The following is a 19,854-nucleotide window of genomic DNA, read 5'->3' on the forward strand; positions in this document are numbered from 1 at the left end:
CCCCCTGAACCTGATGTCCCGTCAACTGTCGCAGGGCGCAAGGGGAGCGCAACAGGTGACGATGAGCAGCGCGGGGGCGCGCGGGTGGCTAGGTGTTGACCACCCGGGAACGGATCAGGAAGCGCACTCCCTCGGGTGCCTCCAGCGAGAACCCGCTGCCCCGGCCGGGTACGACGTCCACGATCAGACGGGTGTGGGACCACACCTCGAACTGGCTGCGCGACATCCAGAACGTCACCGGTTCGGGGACACCCTCGACCGCCAGTTCGGCGAGCAGTATGTCGGAGCCGCCGGTCCGGAACTCGCCCGCCGGGTAGCACATGGGCGCGCTGCCGTCGCAGCAGCCGCCGGACTGGTGGAACATCAGCGGACCGTGCATCGCGTGCAGTCGCCGCAGCAGTTCGGCGGCGGCCGGGGTCAGTTCGACGCGCGGGTTCTTCTCAGGCGTTTCCACGGACTCAGTGAACTCCGTGCGACGTTGCGAGAGGGTTGCGGCAGCCCGGGACGCACTGGACATGCGGAAGGCCGCCTCATGGAGAAGCGGCCTTCCAGGACGAACTGTCGGATCAGTTCCGGTCGGTCACGTCCGTGACCCTCCAGCGCTGGTTCGAGCCGGAGTTGGCTATCCACGTGGTGACGGCGGCACCCTCGTTGGTCGCCTGGCCGCCGACCTCCAGGAGGCGGCCGGTGGCCGCGTTGACCAGGGTCCACGTTCCGTCACCGGTGGTCGACATGATCCACTCGGTGGCCGGATCCCGCTTGCCCGTGTCGGGCTCCACGACGGGGACGTTGTCGCGGACGGCCAGTCGCTTGCCCTCGGCCGGGTTGGCGAACACGTACCGCTGGCGGGCGCCCTTCTTGCCGTGCCGGGCGTCGAGCTGCCACTGCTGCGCGACGGTGCCGTTGGCCGAGCCGATGACCAGGCTCTTGCCGCCCGCGGAAACGGTCACGGCCTTGCCGCTCTGCACGCCGGTCAGCGTGTAGGAGTGACCCTTGCTGAACAGGCCGGCGTTCTTCGCGACACCCGAGACGCCCTTGACGGCGAAGGAGGTCACGGACTGGGCGGGGACGGTGTACGTCGCCTTGCCGTCGACGACCTTGACCGGGGCCTGCTGCTTGAGCTTGCCGTCGGCGCTGGTCACGGTCGGCGTGACGGTCGCGTTGCCCTTGATGGTGCGGAACTTGGAGAGGTCGATGGTGACGTCACGGGCCGCGGTGGTGGAGTTGACATGGACGAGCGAGGCGCCCTTGCCGTCCTTGGTCACGGCGGCGGCGCTGGAGGTGTCGTCCACCTTGATCAGCTTGTCGCCCGGCTTGATGAAGTGCGTGAAGTTGCGGGCGGTGTCGAACTTGGTGTTCGTGTAGATCGGGCACGACGCCAGCGTGTCCGTGGACTTGCAGCTGAACGACAGCTGGATACTGCCCCAGTTGCCGCCCTTGGCGGACTCGCCGCCGGGCTTCATGTTGTCGTAGTCCTCGACCGGCTGCCAGAACACCCAGGCCTGGGGCTCCAGTTCACGCAGGTCGTTGACGATCTGCTGGGCGAGACCGAGACCCGGACGCATGTCCGTGAAGCTCTGCCCGTCGCCCCAGTCGCCCTCGACCTCGCTCATCCACAGCGGCTTGTCGGCCGCCTTGGCGAGGTCGCGCACGGTGGTGCGCTGCCCGGTGCCGTAGGTGTGGACGTTCATCTGGTCGACGAGGTCCTTGGAATCCTGCGAGTAGGAGTTCCAGTTGTTCGCGAAGATGGACGGGTTGGTCTCGTCCATCGCCGAGATCTCGGACTTGACCTTGGCCTTCTTCAGCGCGGGGGCAAGCGCGGCGAGAACCTTCTCCTGGAGCGCGGGGCCGATGTGGGCCCCCTCCTGACGGCCGCCGACGGGCTGGCCGTCCGCGCCCAGACGGGTTCCCCAGTAGCCGGTGTTGGGCTCGTTGAACGGGTCGACGGTGTCGACCTTGATGCCCTCGGCCTTCTCCAGACGCTTCGTCGCCCCCGCCATGTAGGCGGCGAAGTCGTCGACCGAATCGGCCTTCAGCTGGTCGGTGTTGGCGTTGAAACCGCCGGAGACATAGCCGCTCTCCGTCATGAACCAGGGCGGCGAGTTGCTGAACGTCTCCCAGTGGGTGATGTCCTTCTTGATGCGGTCCACCCACCAGCGCTGGGTCTTGTCCGCCTTCGGGTTCCAGTCGGCGGCGTCGTCGGCGCTCCACCAGTCGGTGTCCGTGCGGGTGGTGCCCGCGGGCGCCTTCCACCAGCCCTCGACGGCGCCGCCGGCCCGCAGGTAGTCCTTCACGTCGGGGGCGTTGCCGCCGCCGATGTTGTAACGGGCGATGTTCAGCGCCAGCCCGTCGTCACCGAACAGCAGCTTCGCGAGCTTCTCGCGGATCGCCGGGGGATAGTCGCCGGTCGCGTTGGCGAACCAGACCAGACTGGTGCCCCAGCCCTCGAACTTCTCCTGCTTGTACGAGGGATCGGGGGTGACCGTGACGGACGAGGCCGCTGCCTCGACCGCCGCCTGCGCGTCCGGCGAAGGCGCGCTGACCAGAGCGGCCGAAGTGGCCAGTGCGGTGATGCCGACGACCCCCAGAAGGTGTCGCGTGCGGGTACGGCGTGCCAACGTGTGCTCCCAACTCAGATGTGGTCGCTGCGGTGGACCGCCGTGCCCGCACCGTACGCAGGGTGCGCACGGAGACGGGGCACGACGGTGTGCCCCTTGGATCAGGGGAGTTCAGGGGTGGTGCGAGTGCGGATCGGGGTGCCGCTCAGTGGGCGGGGCGGCGCAGTACGGCGACTTCCCTCGGCGCGAGGACGAGGACACCGTCGGCATCCGTACCACCGGACAGCCGCTCTCCTTCGAGGCCCGGCAGCGGAACCTCCTCCTCGCTCCGGTTCACCAGGAACAGGAATCGACTTCCGCCGCCCTGCCGCACGGTCAACTCGACGCGCCCACGGGCGGGTTCGGGCAGTTCGCTGTCGACACCGGCCGGCGCCAGCAGCCCCGGCAGCAGCGCCGCGAGGCCGTCGGTGCCCAGGCGTGTGGAGACGTACGACGCCGAACCCCCGCCCGTCGTACGGCGGGTGACGGCCGGGCGGCCCGCGTAGGCGCCCGTGCGGTAGTGGGCGAGGACCTCGACCTCGGGGTCGGTCACGTCGACGCGGTCGGTCCACACCGTGCCCGTCCCGCCGCCGTCCACCTCGACCGACTCACCGTCGAGCAGCGGGCCGAACTCCTCGACCCGGATGCCGAGCAGCTCGCGCAGGGCGCCCGGGTAGCCGCCGAGCCAGATGTGGTCGTTCTCGTCGACGACACCGGAGAAGTACGTGGTGACCAGATGGCCGCCCGTCTCCGCGTACCGCGTCAGCTCCTTGGCGAGGGTCGCCGGGACCATGTGCAGGACCGGGGTGATCAGCACGTCGTAGCGGCTGAACTCGGTGCGGGTGGTGACGATGTCGGCGCGGATGCCGAGGGACAGGAGCGCCGAGTACCAGTTCAGCCCCTCCTGGCGGTAGTCGAGGAGGGCGGTGGGGTGCGAGTCCTGCTCGCTCGCCCACCAGGAGTCCCAGTCGAACACGATCCCGACGCGGGCCGGTTCGCGCTCGGAGCCCGCGATCGGCGCCAGGTCCTTCAGGGTCTGACCGAGAGCGGCCACCGCGCGGAAGACCTCGCTGTCGGCGCCGGCGTGCGGCACCATCGCGGAGTGGTACTTCTCGGCGCCGGCCGCCGACTGGCGCCACTGGAAGAAGCACACGGCGTCGGCGCCGTGCGCGACGTGCAGCAGCGAGTCACGGGCCAGCTCACCGGGCCGCTTGGCCACGTTGACGTGCTGCCAGTTGACCGCGCTGGTGGAGTGCTCCATCAGGAACCACGGGCGACCGCCCGCGATACCGCTGGTCAGGTTGGCGGAGAAGGACAGCTCGTCGCGGTCCTGCGGGCCCGGGTGGACGTAGTGGTCGTTGGAGACGAAGTCGATCTCGCCCGCCCAGTCGGGGTAGTTCATGCCCTTCGTGCCGCCCATCACCATGAAGTTGGTGGTGATGGGGACTTCGGGCGTGTACTCGCGCAGGATGTCCCGCTCCGCCACCAGATAGTCCTTCAGCGCGTCCGAGGAGAACCGCTTGAAGTCCAGCTGCTGGGTGGGGTTCGGGTGCGAACCGGCCAGCCGGGGCGGCAGGATCTGCGCCCAGTCGCTGTAGCGCTGCGACCAGAACGCCGTGCCCCAGGCGTGGTTGAGGGCGTCGATCGTGGTGTAGCGGGCGCGCAGCCAGTCGCGGAAGGCGCGGGCCGCGTCGTCCGAGAAGTCGTAGATGTTGTGGCAGCCCAGCTCGTTCGAGATGTGCCAGGCCACGAGGGCCGGGTGGTTGGCGTATCGTTCCGCCATCTTGCGTACCAGGCCGAGCGCATGGCTGCGGAAGACCGGAGAGGTGGGGCGCCAGTGCTGGCGTGCGCCCGGCCAGACCGTCTCGCCGGTCGCGGTCACCGGGAGGATCTCCGGGTGCGCGGTGGTGAGCCACGGCGGCGGCGACGCGGTCGCGGTGGCCAGATCGACGCCGATCCCGCCCTCGTGCAGCAGGTCCATGACCTCGTCGAGCCATCCGAAGTCCCAGGTGTCCGCGTCCGGCTGGATACGGGCCCAGGAGAAGATCCCCACCGAGACGATGTTGACGCCGGCCTCCTGCATCAGCCGTACGTCCTCCTCCCACACCTCCCGAGGCCACTGCTCGGGGTTGTAGTCGGCGCCGTACGCGAGACGGGGCACGGAGTCACCGTCCGGCCCGTACGGCAGACGGGACGGGGAGGCGGAGGTCATGGTGGTCCTTCCAAGATTCGGGGGGTACGAGGAGCGGCCGGCGTTGACGCTTTCCGGCCGCTCCTCGGCTGCTACTGCCCAGCTGTTACTTCTCGACGGTGAAGCCCTGCTCCGTGCCGTACTTGATGGAGGCGTCCTGCCAGGTCTTCAGCGCCTCGGGGAGCTTCGTCCCGGAGACGTACGCCTTGCCGACGGTGTCGTTGAAGATCGAGTTGGCGTACTGCTGGAAGGGCAGGTACGACCAGTCGCTGGCGACGTTCGCGGCGGACTCGGCGAAGATCTTGTTGGCCTCCTGGCCGTCGAAGTACTCGAACTTCTTGCTCAGGAACGCCGGGTCCTGGAGCTGAGCGGTGGTCGCCGGGAAGGCGCCCTCGTCGACACGGGTCTGCACACCGTCACCGGCGTTCGCGTACTCGACGAACGCGTAGGCGAGCTCCTTGTTCTTGCCCAGCTCGGGCAGGGTCAGCGAGCTGCCGCCGTTCTCCGCGCTCGCCTTGTCGCCCTTGGTCCAGGCCGGCATCGGGGCCGCGCGCCAGTCACCGGCCGCCTTGGGGACACCGGTGACGAAGTTGGCGGGCATCCAGGCGCCGGTGGTCAGGGTGGCGATGGTGCCGTCGCCCAGGCCCTTGTACCAGTCGTCGGTCCAGCCGTTGATCGGCGAGACGAGCTTCTGGTCGATCAGCTTCTGCCAGGTGTCGGTGTACTTCTTGGCGCCGGCGTCGTCGAAGTTGACCGACACCTTGGTGCCGTCGACCTTGTAGGGGCGTGAACCGGCCTGCCACAGCAGACTGGTGGTGAAGCCCGCGTCACCGGCGTCGTTGGCGATGTAGACCTTGGGGTCGGCCTTGTGCAGCTTGGCGGCCGCGTCGACGTACTCGTCCCAGGTGGTCGGGACGGCGATCTTGTACTTGTCGAAGACCTTCTTGTTGTAGAACATCGCCATCGGGCCCGAGTCCATCGGCAGGCCGTAGACCTTGTCGCCGTCGTTCACGGCGTTCCACGGGCCGGGCGTGTACTTGGACTTGAGCTTGTCGGCACCGAAGGGAGCCAGGTCGGTCAGGCCCTTGGTGAGCGAGTACTGGCTCAGCGCGAAGTACTCGACCTGCGCGACGTCCGGGACGCCCTTCTTGGCCGAGATGGCGTTCGACAGAGCGGTGTAGTGCTTGTCGCCGGAGCGCTCGCCGAGCAGGTTGATCTTGACCTTGGGGTACTTCTTCTCGAAGTTGGCGGCGACCGACTTCAGCGTGGGCTCCCAGGCCCAGACATTGACCGTGCCGCCCTTCTTGAGGGCCGCCTGGATGTCCGCGGCGGAGACGGCCTTCTGGTCCGAGCTGTCGTCGTCGGAGCTGCCGCAGGCGGTCGCGCCGAGGGCGAGGACGGAGAGCAGGGTTATGCCGCGCATCAGGCGGCCGGTGGTTCTACGCATCGAGATGCTTCCACTTCTTCGTGGGTGGGACGGGGTGAGGGTGAATGCTGTGTGAGGGTGAAACGCGGTGGAGCCGAGGGGGGTGTGGGGCTTGAGGGTGGATCACTCCTTGACACTTCCGGCGGCGAGGCCGGACTGCCAGTACTTCTGCAGCAGCAGGAACGCGGCGATCAGCGGGATGATGGTGAGCAGCGAACCGGTGATCACCAGGTTGAAGATGACGTCACCGCCGATCGTCTGGGCCTGGTTGTTCCAGGAGTCCAGACCCAGGGTCAGCGGGTACCAGTTCGGATCCTTGAGCATGATCAGCGGCAGGAAGTAGTTGTTCCAGGTCGCGACCGTGGTGAACAGCAGGACGGTCACCGTGCCGGGGGCGAGCAGGGGCAGGGCGACCTGGAAGAAGGTGCGCACCTCGCCCGCTCCGTCGATGCGGGCCGCCTCCATCAGTTCGGTGGGGATGGCCTCGGTCGCGAAGACCCACATCAGATACAGACCGAAGGGCGACACGAGCGAGGGGATGATCACCGCCCACGGGGTGTCGGTCAGGCCCATCTTGCTGAACATCAGGAAGGTGGGCACCGCCAGGGCCGTGCCGGGGACGGCGACAGCACCGATGACCACGGCGAACACGGCGCGCTTGCCGGGGAAGGTGAACTTCGCCAGCGCGTAGCCGCCGAGGATCGCCAGCAGGGTGGCGCCGCCGGCGCCGAGCACGACGTACAGCAGGGTGTTCAGCAGCCAGCGGACGAAGATGCCGTCGTGGTACGTGAACGTGTCGTGGATGTTGGACCAGAGGGCGAAGTCGTCGCTGAACCACAGTCCGGACGAGTTGGCCAGCCCGTCCATGGTCTTGGTGGCACTGATGACCAGCCAGATCAGGGGCACGACCGTGTACACCAGGATCAGGCCGGTGAGCACGGTCAGCAGGATGCTGCGCTTGGGGCGGCCGGGCTCGTGCCGACGGGACCGGCGCAGCTTCGGCGCGCTCTTTCCCGCGTCGGCGGTCTGGACGGATGCGGCCGGGGAGGCGGTGGTGACGGGGCTGCTGCTCATTGGGTCACGCTCCCTTGCGCATGCCGCGGAGCTGCACGACATAGGCGATGACCATGGTGATCAGCCCCATGATGATGGCGACCGCCGCGGAGTAGTTGTGCTGCTGGCCGTTGAAGGACAGCGAGTACGTGTAGAAGTTCGGGGTGAAGTCGGTCGTGATGGTGTTGCGCGCGATCAGACGCAGGACGGCCGGCTCGTTGAAGAGCTGGAAGCTGCCGATGATCGAGAAGATCGTCGCGATGACGAGGGCACCGCGGATCGCGGGGAGCTTGATGGCCGTGATGATGCGGAACTGCCCGGCGCCGTCGATCTCCGCGGCCTCGTAGAGCGAGAGCGGGATGACCCGTAGCGCGGAGTAGAAGATCAGCATGTTGTAGCCGATGAACTCCCAGGTCACGATGTTGCCGATCGACGCCAGCACCAGATCGCTGGAGAGCGGGTCGGGCAGGGTGACGTCGAACGCGCTGTTGATGTCACCCACCAGCCCGTACTTGGTGCCGTACATGAAGCCCCACATCAGGGTGGCGACCACGGCGGGCACCGCGTACGGCAGGAAGATCGCGATGCGGAAGAAGTCCTTGCCGTAGAGGCGTCCGCTGTCCAGGGCCAGGGCGATCAGCAGGGCGATGCCGAGCATGATCGGCACCTGGACGACCAGGAAGAGCGACACCCGCATGAGGGAGTCCCAGAACTGGTCGTCCTTGAGGGCCTGTGTGTAGTTGTCCAGGCCGACGAAGCTGGTGCCGCCGATCAGCTGGTCCCGGAAGAGACTGAGGTAGATCGAGTACCCGATGGGTGCCAGGAAGACGAGGGTGAACACCGCCACGAACGGGCCTATGAACCCCCATCCCGTCCAGGAGCGGCGGTCCCTCTTCGCCGCGGGCCGGGCCGGGGCGCGCTTGGCGGCCACCGGCGGTTCTAGGGTCGTCATTGTCGTGCCTCGCTCGTCCGTCTCGGAACCGGCGCTGGTCCGCCGCCGCCCCGATGTTTACGTAAACATCTCCCTCCGCGGGAGCCCCACGAGAGGTCCACCGGCTGTTATGTTTACGTAAACATCTGATGGCGGCATGTCTACACCGCTCCCCCGACGCTGGTCAAGGTCGTCGGGCGCAACAGTGGACCGGAGAGCGAGGATTGACGGGTGGACACAGCTGACGGCACCTCGGCCGAGCCGGCGCGGGCACGGGCGCGCACCAGGAAACGGGCCGCCCGCCGCACCCAGAGCGCCTCCATGGCGGACGTCGCCAGGGTCGCCGGAGTGTCCTCGCAGACCGTCTCCCGGGTGTCGAACGGCTTCCCCGGTGTCAATGAGGAGACGCGGCGGCAGGTCCTCGCGGCGATGAAGGAGCTGGGCTACCGGCCCAACAGTGCCGCCCGGGCCCTCAAACGCGGCGAGTTCCGCACCATCGGCGTCATCACCTTCGGCCTGTCCACCACGGGGAACGTCCGCACGCTGGAGGCGATCGCGACCTCGGCGGCACACGAGGGATACTCGGTCACCCTGCTGCCGGTCGCTGTGCCGACGCAGGACGAGGTGCGCGGAGCGTTCTCGCGGCTCGGTGAACTCGCCGTCGACGCCGTCATCGTCATCCTCGAAGTGCACCTCCTCGACGCGTCGACCCTCTCCATGCCGCCACACGTCCAGGTGGTCGTCGCCGACTCCGACGCGGGCGACCGCTACACCGTGGTCGACACCGACCAGGCGGGCGGCACCCGGACGGCCGTACGGCATCTCCTGGACCTCGGGCACCGCACGGTCTGGCATCTGGCCGGCCCCGAGGGCTCGTACGCGGCGCAGCGCCGCACCGATGCCTGGCGCGCCGAACTCCTCGCGGCCGAGCGGACCGCGCCGCCCCTGGTGCGCGGCGACTGGTCGGCGGAGTCGGGCTACCACGCCGGGCTGCGAATTGCCCAACTGCCGGACTGCACTGCGGTGTTCGTGGCCAACGACCAGATGGCGCTGGGGTTGCTGCGGGCCCTGCACGAGAGCGGTCGCAGGGTGCCCGAGGACATCAGCGTGATCGGCTTCGACGACATCCCCGAGGCGAGCTCGTTCCTGCCGCCGCTGACCACTGTGCACCAGGACTTCGCCGAGGTGGGGCGGCTGTGCGTGGAGGGCGTACTGCGGCAGATGCGGCAGGACGCGACGGAACACGGGACGACGCTGGTGCCGACGCGGCTGGTCGTGCGGAAGAGCACGGCGCCGCCGCGGTCGTGAGGCGGCGCGGGGAGGGCTGCGGAGGCGATGTGGGGGTGCCCTTCGGAGACCTGGGGGAGTGTCCTTCGCGCCATGCTGCGGGGCGCCGGACGGAGTCGTGGCAGGCCCGGAACGCGGAGGTGGTCGCCGACCGGTCCCCGTGACGGAGACGGTGTGGCTGTTGCGCGAACGCGGAGCCGGTTGGTCCGAGCGGCCGCCTGACCGTTTCGGGTGCATTGCCCGAGCGGCACCTGTGGGTCGTTGTCGGACAGTGCGCGCAAAAGCGGCCTCAGGCCTGCGGTTCGCCGGATTTTGTCTCCCTGTCCAGGACCAAGCCGGCCTGGAGGATTATAATTCTCGCGCCTGTCCCCACAGCACAACTCCGGAGCGTCACACCATGCGATCTCCTGGTGGCACCTCGCCCAACCCTCCCCACACCACACCGCTCGCAACTCCCCGGATGCCTGACCCCCGCGCGTGGTGAGACCCCTGCGGGGCCGCACCGCTGAACTCCGTGACCTGACCGACGCGTTGTCCGCCGCGGCTTCGGGCAGCAGCGGGACCGCGCTGATCCTGGGCGACCGCGGGTACGGCAAGACCCGGCTGGTGGAGGAGATGCGGAGGCTGGCGGAGGAGCGCGGCTTCCTCGTGGATCCGCCCGGCTGGTACGAGACCGGCAGCGGGCAGAGCCGGCTCGACCGCCCGGTCCTGACGGTCCTGGACGACCAGATGCCGGGCGCCGAACCGGTCGAGTTCGCCAAGGTGAAGACGGCGCTGGAGGCAAGCCGGGACGAGCCGCGGCTGTGCCTGATCACGTTACGCAAAGGCACCTACGGACTGGACGGGCACCGGTTCGTCTCCGCGCTGGAGGCGGAGAGCTGCACCCGGGTCGAACTCGGGGCACTCGACGCGGAGGCCGTCCAGGACATCCTGACCGACAACTTAGGGGCCCCGCCGGACGCCGACCTCCTGCGGCTCGCCGACACGGCGGCGGGCAGCCCGCTGTACGTGGAGTCCCTGGCCCGCGGTCTGATCGAGGACGGGCAGGTGGTGATCAGACAGGGCACCGCCATACGCCGGAGCGGCGCCGTGCCGGACCGGCTGCAGACCATGGTGACCTGCCAGCTCAACGAACTCGCCCCAGAGGCCCAGAACTTGGTACGGGCTGCCGCGGCCCTGGGCCCCGTCTGCGGCGTCGACAGACTCATCGCCGTCTTCACCGGGCCCGCCGCCCGGCTCATGGCCGACATCCAGCAGATCGTCGACGCGGGCATCATGGAACGCCGAGGCGACGAACTCGTGTTCCGGCATGAACTGATGCGCTGGGCCATCGCTGAGACGACCCTGCCCGCCGTACGCGAAAGGATGGTCGAGGAGGCCACGTCGGGGCTGCTCGGCGGCCTGGGTCGGCAACCGGTCCTGCGCTCGACGGATCCTCGGCCCACCGCCGCGCCCCCCGCGCGGCCGACAGCTCCCGACCCGTCCGCGGAGCGGAGCGCCGATCTGCCCCGCCAGATCTACACCGGCATACTCGACGGCCGGCTGGACGATGTGCACGAACTGGCCATCTCGCTCCTCGGCACCTGCCGGCCGTTCGGGGACACGCCTGCCCGGATCAAGGCACTGCTGGCCCTCTCGCTCTGTGCCCGGCTCGGCGGCCAGCCGTCCGCGGCCCTGCGGCGCAGCCGGGAGGCCGCCGCCCTGACCCTGGGGATTCGCGGCCGGGATGATTTCCTCCACCTGGCTCCCCTCAGCGCCCTGGAACTCACCTGGCTCGGCGAGTCCACGATCGCCCGGTGGCTGCTCCAGTGGGCCGAGACCCATGAGGAGTACCGGACAGACCCCGCCCCGTACCACCTGGCGCAGCTCGCCGAGGCACAACTGCTGGTTCTCGAAGGCCGGTTGGAGCAGGCAGCCCGAACGGCCGAGGCCGTCATCGACTGGGCGATCGCCAGTAGGCACGACGTGGTCCTGCCACACTGCTGGGCGATCCGGGCCCTGGCCGCCCTGCGGGCAGGGGAGACGCACATCGCGGAACACATGGTGGCGCGTTACCGGGGGAGCGAGCGGAGTGGCCTGGGTGTGTGCAGCGCTCTGCCTGCGTGGGCCGCCCTGCAGACGACGGTCGAACGGGACGGTCCGACGCACGGGATCGACCTGCTGCTCGGGCGATACGGATACCTCGTCGACTCACCCGCGCTGTTCGTGGAGGAACCGGGCGCGGCAGCCTGGATGGTACGCATCGCGCAGGCGGCGGGCGCCTACACGGTGGCGAGGGAGGCGGTGGCCGCCATCCGGCGACTCGCCGACGCGAACCCCGACTTCGCGCCGGTCGTCGCGTCGGCGGTGCATGCCGAAGGGCTCCACAGTCAGGACCCCCACCTGCTGACCGAGGCCCTGCACGCGCACCGCGATCCGTGGGCGGCGGCCTGGGCCGCCGAGGACCTGGCCGGTCTGCTGGACCGCACGGACAGACCTGGCCGGCTCCCCGTCGTCCTCCATCTGGCCAGAGCCCATCTCGGATTCGAGAAGTCGGGGGACGCGCTCCGGGCTGCCAGGGCAGGCCGCCTGCTGACCGGCCTCACCACGGCGCAGCCCGTGCAGACCGCCTCCGGTCCCGCCATCGCCCGCCAGCCCCTGTCCAGCTCCGAGCAGGCGGTCGCCGATCTGGTGGTGCAGGGTATGACGAACCGTCAGGCAGCCGGTCGGCTCGACCTCTCGCCGCACACCGTCAACTTCCATCTCCGCAACGTCTTCCGGAAGTTCGGCATCAGCTCCAGGGTCGAACTCGCCCGCCTGTACCAGAGTCCCAGGGTGGGCAGGACACCCTCGGGCCCGTGACGCCTGCCGGTCACGGTACGCGTACGGCGCCGCGGCCCCGGACCCGGACATCGGGTACGGGGTCACGGCTGGGGCGAGGCGGGGCAAGGTCAGGCGGACGGGTCAGAGGCAGGCCGCAGCGCTGTGCAGGTTCTTCGCGGCCAGGGCCAGGCCCTCGGTCTGCGAGTAGGCGGCGTCCTCGTGCTCGATGTTCACGGCCATGTCCGGGTCGATCTCCGCGAGGGCGCGCAGGAACTCCGTCCAGAAGGGGACGTCGTTGCCGAGGCCCACGGCGACGAACTTCCATGCCGGGTTCGCGGGCCAGGCGTTGCACCAGAAGCCGTAGCCGGTGGGCACCTTTCCGACCGCGTCTGCGGGCACGCGCGTGAACGACGTGTCCAGGACGCCACGGATGTCGGCGCCCGGGCAGAGCGTCGCGTCCTTCGCGGCGGCGTGGAACACCAGCGGACCGAGCCACTTGATGGAGGCGACGATGTCCATGCCCTGCCACATCAGGTGGGAGGGGTCCATCTCCGCGCCGACGTTCGTCAGGCCGCCCGCGTCGACGAGCCGCTTGAGGGTGACCGGGGAGAAGACGACGTTGTGCGGGTGCATCTCGATGGCGACCCGGACGTTGTTCTCCCGGGCCAGGGCGTCGATCTCCTGCCAGAACTCGACGGCCACACCCCATTGGTAGTCCAGGACGTCCATGTAGACGCCGTCCCACGGATTCACCACCCAGGACGGGTATTTGGCGTCCGGGTCGGAGCCCGGGGTGCCGGACATCGTCACCACGTGCCGGACGCCGAGCAGGCCCGCGAGCCGGATCGTGCGGCGCAGGTCGTCGGCGTGCTTCGGGCCGACCCCCGGCAGCGGGTTGAGCGGGTTGCCGTTGCAGTTGAGACCGGTCAGCTCCATTCCCCGGTCGGCGAAGCCCGCCAGGTACTCCTCGCGTGCGGTGGCCGAGGACAGCAGCAGGTCGACCGGGCAGTGCGGGGAGGGGATGAAACCGCCGGTGTTGACCTCCACCGAGGTCAGACCGTTCTCCTTGAGGATGTCGAGAGCCTCGGGGAGGGTGCGGTCGTGCAGACAGGCGGTGTAGGCGCCGAGCTTGAGGGCCATGTGGATGCTCCTTCGATACGTACGAGTGCGGGGGTCAGACGGCGGGCGGGACCGTGACGGCGGCGCCGCCGGTGCGTGAGGACTCGACGACCGCGTGGATGATCTCCATGGTCCGCAGCGCGTCGGCGAAGCCGGCACAGGCCGGCAGCGGGTCGGCGACTCCCGCGACCTGGTCGAGGAACGCCCGGGCCTGGTAGGTGAAGTTGTCGGCGTTGCTGGCACCCACGCCCGGCGCCTCCATCGGGACCCCGCCCGCGAAGTACGGCAGCTGCGGACCGGCGATGACCTGCCGGGCACCGCGCGTACGGGCCTCCGGCTGCGCGTCGTCGAAGAGGTACTCGGCGGGCCGGTGCTGGTCGAACGCGGCCCGGCCGCCGAGTCCAAGGATGTCGAAGGCGAGCCCGTTGGGCAGGCCGAAGCCGGTGCGTGTCACCGAGAAGGTGCCGACGAGCCCGGACTCGAAGCGGGCGGTGAAGGACGCCGTGTCCTCGTTGTCGACCTCGCCGAACTCGTCGGAGACGGGAGCCGAGTTGTGCCCGACGACCGCACCCAGCGGCAGCGGACGCTTGGGGATCTGCGTCGACAGCGAGGCACCGGAGACCGCCGTGATGGATCCGGCGACGTACTCGGCGGCGTCGATCACGTGCGAGCCGATGTCCCCGAGCGCGCCCGAACCGGGACCGCCCTTGAACCGCCAGCTCAGGGGACCGTTCGGGTCGGTCGCGTAGTCGCACCAGTAGCGCCCGCTGAACAGCGAGAGATCACCCAGCTCACCGCGCCGGACGTGCTCGCGGATCGCGGCGATGCCGGGGGAGCGGCGGAAGGTGTAGCCGACGGCGGTCACGACGTCGGCGGTGCGCTCCAGCTCGACCATCGCGCGGGCGTCGTCGAGCGAGCCTGCCAGCGGCTTCTCGCACAGCACGTGCTTGCCCGCGGCGACCAGCGCCTCCGCGATCGAGCGGTGCAGGGAGTTGCCCACGACGATGCTCACGGCGTCGATGGTCGGGTCCTCGGCGACGGCCTCCCAGCTCGGGAGCGCCTTGTCGTATCCGTAGCGGCGGGCGGCATCGTCGGCGAGTGCGACGTTGGCGTCGGCTATCGCGGCCAGCCGGACCGGCGGCAGACCGGCGCCGAAGACCGTGTTGACGTTGCGGTAACCGGCGGCGTGGCTGCGGCCGGCCATACCGGCGCCGATCACCGCGACGGAGATGGGCTTTCCCGAGGTGGTCATGGGGGGTGCCTTTCGAAGAGTCCCTCTGGGGGAAGGTCAGCTGGAGGTGGGGAAGTTGAAGCCGGCGGCGAGCTGCTGGGCGGGCTGCGGCCAGCGCGTGGTGACGACCTTGGGGCGGGTGTAGAAGCGGATGCCCTCGGGGCCGTGCACGGGGGAGTCGCCGATGAGGGAGTCCTTCCACCCGCCGAAGGAGTAGTACGACATGGGCACCGGCACCGGGACGTTGATGCCGATCATGCCGACCCTGACCCGGCGCTGGAACCGGCGCGCCGCCTCACCGCTGCCGGTGAACAGGGCGGTGCCGTTGCCGTACGGATTGGCGTTGACGAGGTCGATGGCCTCGTCGAGCGAGTCGACCCGGACGACGGCGAGCACCGGTCCGAACAACTCCTCCTTGTACGCGTCCATCTCGACGGTGACCCGGTCGAGCAGGGACGGTCCGGTGAAGAAGCCCTCCTCGTGACCGTCGACCTTCAGCCCGCGTCCATCCACGACGACGGTGGCGCCCTGCGAGGCCGCGACCCCGACGGCGTTCTCGACGCGCTCCTGCGACGCCCTGGTCACGAGCGGCCCCATCTCGGTGTCCGACGCATCGCCGGGCCCGACCCTGACGTCGCGGGCCTTGCGCTCCAGCACCTCGACGAGGGAGTCGGCGACGTCGCCCACGGCCACGGCGACCGAGACGGCCATGCAGCGTTCGCCGGCCGAGCCGTAGGCGCCGGCGGTGATGTGGTTGGCGGCGAACTCCAGGTCGGCGTCGGGCAGGACGACGGCGTGGTTCTTGGCGCCGCCGAGAGCCTGGACCCGCTTGCCGCGCGAAGTCGCCTGCTCGTGCACGTACTTGGCGATCGGCGTCGAGCCGACGAAGGACACGGCCTCGATACCGGGGTGGGCGAGGATCGCGTCGACGGCGTCCTTGCCGCCGTGCACGACGTTGAAGACGCCGTCGGGCAGCCCGGCCCTCCGGTACAGCTCGGCCACGAAGTTGGCGGCGGACGGGTCACGCTCGCTCGGTTTGAGGATGAAGGTGTTGCCGGTGGCAATGGCGATGGGATGCATCCAAAGGGGCACCATGGCGGGGAAGTTGAAGGGCGTGATGCCCGCGACGACACCGAGCGGCTGCCGGAAGTCGTGCACGTCGACACCGCGCGACACCTGGTCCGAGAAGGACCCCTTCAGTACATCTCCCAGCCCGCACGCGAACTCGACGACCTCCCGGCCGCGGGTGATCTCGCCGCGCGCGTCGTCGACCGTCTTGCCGTGCTCGGCCGAGATGATCCGGCCCAGCTCCTCCTCGTGCTCGACGAGCAACTGCCGGAAGGCGAACATGACTTGGGTGCGCTGTGCGAGCGACGACTGCGACCACGTCTCGAACGCGGCGGAGGCGGCTTCGACGGCGGCATCGACCTCGGCGGCGCCGCCGAGCACGACCCGCGCCTGCTCCTGGCCGGTGGCCGGGTTGAACACCGGCGCGGTACTGGGGTTCGCCCCGGTGACCGGGGACCCGTTGATCCAGTGCTGGATGGTTGTCACGTGAGGGTGTCCTTACAGGTAGTGGCGCTGGTCGAGCTTGTGGGAGGCGTACGTCTCGTACGCGGCGCGGGTGGAGTCCAGAGCCGAGGTCTGGGCGACGGGGACGTCCCACCAGCCGTGGCCGGGCGGGTTCGGCCCGTACAGATCGGTCTCGACGTGTACGACGGTGGTGCGGGTGGCCGTCTTCGCCTTCTCCATCGCCGCACGGAACTCGTCGACAGAGGCGGCATGCAGGACGTCCGCACCGAGCGAGGAGGCGTTGGCGGCGAGGTCGACGGGGAGGACGTCGCCGTCGAGTCGGCCCGAATCGCCGTTGCGGTAGCGGTACTTGGTGCCGAACCGCTGCGAGCCGAGCGACTCGGAGAGCGCCCCGATGGACGCGAAACCGTGGTTCTGCACCAGGACGACGATGACCTTCAGCCCCTCGGAGACCATGGTCACGATCTCCTGAGCCATCATCAGGTACGAGCCGTCGCCCACGAGGACGACGACCTCCCGCGTCGGATCGGCCATCTTTGCGCCGACGCCGGCGGCGACCTCGTAGCCCATGCAGGAGTACGCGTACTCGACGTGGTAGGCCTTCGGATCCCGGGCCCGCCACAGCTGTTGCAGGTCGCCGGGCATGGAGCCGGCCGCGTTGATGACGACGTCACGGTCGCCGAGGACGTCGTTCAGGGCACCCAGGATCTGGGTCTGGGCGGGGAGGTGGCCGGTGGAGCGCTCCGGTGCGAAGCACTCCTCCTCGATCTCCCTGGTACGGGCGACGAGTTGACGTGTCCGGTTGCGGTACTCCGGGTCCACCTCCCAGTCCGTGAGCGTGCCTGCGAGAGCCTGAAGGCCGAGGCGGGCGTCCGCGACGAGGGGTTCGGCGGAGTGCTTGACGGCGTCCAGGCGGGCCACGTTGAGGTTGACGAACGTGACGTCCGGGTTACCGAAGACGGTGTGGCTGGCGGTGGTGAAGTCGGAGTACCGGGTGCCGATACCGAGGACGACGTCGGCATCGCGGGCCAGCTCGTTGGCCGCGTACGAGCCGGTAGAGCCGAGGCCCCCGACCGCGTACGGGTGGTCCCACGGCACCGCACCCTTGCCGGCATGGGTGTCGGCGACGGGGATGCCGGTGGCCTCGGAGAAGGCGCGCAGCGCGGTCTCGGCGCCGGAGTAGACGGCCCCGCCACCGGCGACGATCAGCGGCCTGCGGGCGCCGCGCAGCAGACGTGCGGCCCGCTCGACCGCCGCCGGCTCGGGCACCGGACGGCCCACGTGCCAGACCCGCCGCCGGAAGAACGCGGCGGGCCAGTCGTAGGCCTCCGCCTGCACGTCCTGCGGCAGGGCGAGGGTGACGGCGCCGGTCTCCACCGGGTCGGTGAGCACCCGCATCGCGGCGAGCGCCGCCGGGATCAGCTGCTCGGGCCGGGATATGCGGTCGAAGTACTTGGATACGGCGCGAAAGGCGTCGTTGACGGTGACGTCCCCGCCCCGGCTGTCCTCCAACTGCTGGAGGACGGGGTCGGCGGCGCGGGAGGCGAACATGTCGGACGGCAGCAGCAGCACCGGGATGCGGTTGGTGGTGGCCAGCGCGGCACCGGTGATCATGTTGGTGGACCCGGGCCCTGTCGACGCCGAGCAGGCGAAGGTGGCCAGCCGGTCGCGCATCTTCGCGTAGGCCACCGACGCGTGCACCATGCCCTGCTCGTTGCGGGCCAGGTAGTAAGGGAGATCGGCCTCTCCCGTGGTGGCGGCCTGCAGCAGCGCCTGCCCGAGACCGGCTACGTTGCCGTGCCCGAAGATGCCCCACACACCGGGGATCAGCCGCTGCTCCTGGCCGTCGCGTTCGCTGTACTGGTTCGCCAGGAAGCGGACCAGGGCCTGGGCGGTGGTAAGCCGGATCGTTTGCATCAGTCGTTCCCCTCGGCGCCGAACGGCAGCCGGTCGTCGATGTCCTGCGCGTCCCAGGTCGTGCGCACCCACCCGTGGGCGGGGTCGTCGCAGATCAGCCAGGCGCGGTCCTGACCGGGACCCGCCATGACGTTCAGGTAGTAGAGGTCGTAGCCGGGTGCGGCGATCGACGGGCCGTGCCAGCCGTGCGGGATCAGCACGGTGTCGCCGGAGCGGACCTCGGCGAGCACGTCGATCGGCCGGTCCTCGGTGCCGTACACCCGCTGGTAGCCGAAGGCCTGCTCACCGCCGTCGACCTGGAAGTAGTAGATCTCCTCCAGCTCCGACTCGACCGGGTTGCCCGCCTCGTCCGTACGCGCCTCGTCGTGCTTGTGGGGCGGGTAGGAGGACCAGTTGCCGCCGGGCGTGAGGACCTCGCAGACGAGGAGCTGCCCGGCCTCGAAGGTGCCCGGCAGGCAGTAGTTGTTGACCTGGCGGGAACAGGCGCCGGCGCCGCGCAGTTCGACGGGCACGTTTTCCTTGGGCCCGTACCGGGCGGAGAGTGAGCTCCGCCCGGTACGGGCTGAGGGCAGCGCGAACGTCCCACCGTCCGCGCTGCCGATCAGGGCCTCCGACTCGCGGGGGAGATACGCGAAGTCGGTGGTCGTGGCGAACACGCCTGTCCGCCCGGCGAGTTCGAAGATCGTGCCGTCCGTGGTGACGGTGCAGGAGCCCGTCAGCGGCAGGACCAGGAACTCGGAGTCCCGGGTGGACAGGGCGTGCGCCTCGCCCGGCCTCAGGGTCAGGATCCTGAGGCCGGAGTATCCCCAGCCCGCCGACTCGGGCGTCACCAGGAGGTCGTAGGGTCCGTCGGCCGAACTCCCCGCAGGGAGGTGGTACTTGCCCGTGTCGCTCACAGCAGGCTCACCGCCTTGTCCACCGCCCCGGCGACATCGCCATTGGACGGGTAGAGCAGTGAACGGCCCACGACCAGACCCTGCGCGGTCGGTTGCTTGAGCGCCCTGCCCCAGGACGCGAACGCGGCGGCGGCATCCTTGACCTCGCCGCCGAGCAGCAGTGCGGGGAGCGTGGAGGCGGACAGCACGCGCTCCATGTCGTCCACGACCGGCAGCTTCAGCCAGGTGTAGGCGGTACGCCGGCCCAGACCCGAGGCGATACTGACCGACTTGACGACAGCATCCGTCGAGAGGTCGTTGCGGACCTTCCCGTCCTGCCAGGAACTGAGGAACGGCTCGACCATGGCAATGAGTTGACGGTCGTTCAGCTCGTTGACGGCACGCGCCGTGTTCTCCAGCGCGGACGGCGTCGCCGGGTCGTCGAGTGCGATCCGGGTGAGCATCTTGCCGCCGTCGAAGCCCATCGCGGCGATCGTCGACGCGTCGTAGCCGGTGAACCGGTCGTCGATCTCGTAGACGGACCCGGCCAGTCCGGCGCGGTTCATGGAACCGAAGACGCTCTTGCCATCCAGTACGCCGAGCAGAAGAAGGTCTTCGAGGATGTCGGCGGTGGCCAGCACCCCGGTCACTCCGGGCCGTTCCAGGGCGGTGCACAGGCGGTCGAGGAGTTCGAAGCGGTCGGCCATGGCGTTGGGGTCGCCGCCCACGCCGTTGGCGCCGCGCGCGGGATGGTCGGCGGCGATGATCATCGCCCTGCCGTGCTCGCCGAGCAGCGAGGCGGCCCTCACCCGGCGTTCGGCTGCCACCGCGATGGCGCCGGGGTCGCCGACCCGGGCTGCCACGATCCGGTTCACGTTGTCGGACAGCACGT

Annotated in this window: 14 protein-coding genes; 2 read left to right on the top strand and 12 right to left on the bottom strand. The window is 69.5% G+C overall.

Going from position 1 to position 19,854, the window contains the following annotated elements; translation table 11 throughout:
- Nucleotides 1-88: 88 nt before the first annotated feature.
- From OG734_RS41955 to OG734_RS41980, 6 genes are all read right to left on the bottom strand, one after another.
- The gene (locus OG734_RS41955; RefSeq protein ID WP_330292611.1) at nt 89-454 is read right to left on the bottom strand and encodes a DUF779 domain-containing protein; all 366 of its coding nucleotides are present in this window, start codon (nt 452-454) and stop codon (nt 89-91) included.
- 112 nt (nt 455-566) lie between these two features.
- Nucleotides 567-2,618, bottom strand: a complete 2,052-nt coding sequence (locus OG734_RS41960; protein WP_330292612.1) for an RICIN domain-containing protein — start codon at nt 2,616-2,618, stop codon at nt 567-569.
- Between the two features lie 145 nt (nt 2,619-2,763).
- Nucleotides 2,764-4,809 carry a beta-galactosidase gene (locus OG734_RS41965; RefSeq protein WP_330292613.1) on the bottom strand — a complete coding sequence of 682 codons (2,046 nt, stop codon included), beginning with the start codon at nt 4,807-4,809 and terminating at the stop codon, nt 2,764-2,766.
- Between the two features lie 85 nt (nt 4,810-4,894).
- Nucleotides 4,895-6,235, bottom strand: a complete 1,341-nt coding sequence (locus tag OG734_RS41970; protein ID WP_330292614.1) for an ABC transporter substrate-binding protein — start codon at nt 6,233-6,235, stop codon at nt 4,895-4,897.
- 102 nt (nt 6,236-6,337) lie between these two features.
- Entirely contained in the window at nt 6,338-7,288 is a 951-nt protein-coding gene (locus OG734_RS41975; RefSeq protein ID WP_330292615.1) for a carbohydrate ABC transporter permease, read from the bottom strand.
- A gap of 4 nt (nt 7,289-7,292) precedes the next feature.
- A complete protein-coding gene (locus OG734_RS41980; RefSeq protein ID WP_330292616.1) occupies nt 7,293-8,219 on the bottom strand; it encodes a carbohydrate ABC transporter permease in 927 nt (308 codons plus the stop codon).
- 210 nt (nt 8,220-8,429) lie between these two features.
- Between OG734_RS41980 and OG734_RS41985 the strand changes: the two genes are divergently transcribed.
- Together OG734_RS41985 and OG734_RS41990 are read left to right on the top strand one after the other, a co-directional pair.
- Nucleotides 8,430-9,506 (top strand): LacI family DNA-binding transcriptional regulator, encoded by a 1,077-nt coding sequence (locus OG734_RS41985; protein WP_443065018.1) that lies wholly within the window; start codon nt 8,430-8,432, stop codon nt 9,504-9,506.
- 456 nt (nt 9,507-9,962) lie between these two features.
- On the top strand, nt 9,963-12,326 hold the full coding sequence (locus OG734_RS41990; RefSeq protein WP_330292617.1) for a helix-turn-helix transcriptional regulator: 2,364 nt from the start codon (nt 9,963-9,965) through the stop codon (nt 12,324-12,326).
- A gap of 102 nt (nt 12,327-12,428) precedes the next feature.
- On the opposite strand, the gene OG734_RS41995 is transcribed toward OG734_RS41990, so the two are convergent.
- The 6 genes from OG734_RS41995 to OG734_RS42020 are packed head-to-tail and all read right to left on the bottom strand — an operon-like array spanning nt 12,429 to nt 19,852.
- Complete coding sequence (locus OG734_RS41995) at nt 12,429-13,427, bottom strand: sugar phosphate isomerase/epimerase family protein (protein WP_330292618.1); 999 nt, start codon at nt 13,425-13,427, stop codon at nt 12,429-12,431.
- 34 nt (nt 13,428-13,461) lie between these two features.
- Nucleotides 13,462-14,658, bottom strand: a complete 1,197-nt coding sequence (locus tag OG734_RS42000) for a Gfo/Idh/MocA family protein (protein ID WP_330292619.1) — start codon at nt 14,656-14,658, stop codon at nt 13,462-13,464.
- 36 nt (nt 14,659-14,694) lie between these two features.
- Entirely contained in the window at nt 14,695-16,191 is a 1,497-nt protein-coding gene (locus OG734_RS42005; RefSeq protein WP_330292620.1) for a CoA-acylating methylmalonate-semialdehyde dehydrogenase, read from the bottom strand.
- A gap of 12 nt (nt 16,192-16,203) precedes the next feature.
- Nucleotides 16,204-18,087, bottom strand: coding sequence for a 3D-(3,5/4)-trihydroxycyclohexane-1,2-dione acylhydrolase (decyclizing) (iolD, locus tag OG734_RS42010; protein ID WP_330292621.1), 1,884 nt, complete (start codon nt 18,085-18,087; stop codon nt 16,204-16,206).
- Nucleotides 18,087-18,983, bottom strand: coding sequence for a 5-deoxy-glucuronate isomerase (gene iolB, locus OG734_RS42015; protein ID WP_330292622.1), 897 nt, complete (start codon nt 18,981-18,983; stop codon nt 18,087-18,089). Before iolB ends, iolD begins: the two co-directional genes overlap by 1 nt.
- Nucleotides 18,980-19,852 carry a Cgl0159 family (beta/alpha)8-fold protein gene (locus OG734_RS42020; protein WP_330292623.1) on the bottom strand — a complete coding sequence of 291 codons (873 nt, stop codon included), beginning with the start codon at nt 19,850-19,852 and terminating at the stop codon, nt 18,980-18,982. The genes iolB and OG734_RS42020 overlap by 4 nt, the downstream gene beginning before the upstream one ends.
- Nucleotides 19,853-19,854 lie beyond the last annotated feature (2 nt).

The organism is Streptomyces sp. NBC_00576 (genome assembly GCF_036345175.1).
Lineage (GTDB): Bacteria > Actinomycetota > Actinomycetes > Streptomycetales > Streptomycetaceae > Streptomyces.

Excerpts from the sequence above, each read along its gene's own strand:
- OG734_RS41970 (WP_330292614.1), bottom strand. The coding sequence starts at position 6,235 with ATGCGTAGAACCACCGGCCGCCTGATGCGCGGCATAACCCTGCTCTCC.
- OG734_RS41980 (WP_330292616.1), bottom strand. The coding sequence starts at position 8,219 with ATGACGACCCTAGAACCGCCGGTGGCCGCCAAGCGCGCCCCGGCCCGG.
- OG734_RS42000 (WP_330292619.1), bottom strand. The coding sequence starts at position 14,658 with ATGACCACCTCGGGAAAGCCCATCTCCGTCGCGGTGATCGGCGCCGGT.
- OG734_RS41975 (WP_330292615.1), bottom strand. The coding sequence starts at position 7,288 with ATGAGCAGCAGCCCCGTCACCACCGCCTCCCCGGCCGCATCCGTCCAG.
- iolD (WP_330292621.1), bottom strand. The coding sequence starts at position 18,087 with ATGCAAACGATCCGGCTTACCACCGCCCAGGCCCTGGTCCGCTTCCTG.
- OG734_RS41965 (WP_330292613.1), bottom strand. The coding sequence starts at position 4,809 with ATGACCTCCGCCTCCCCGTCCCGTCTGCCGTACGGGCCGGACGGTGAC.
- OG734_RS41995 (WP_330292618.1), bottom strand. The coding sequence starts at position 13,427 with ATGGCCCTCAAGCTCGGCGCCTACACCGCCTGTCTGCACGACCGCACC.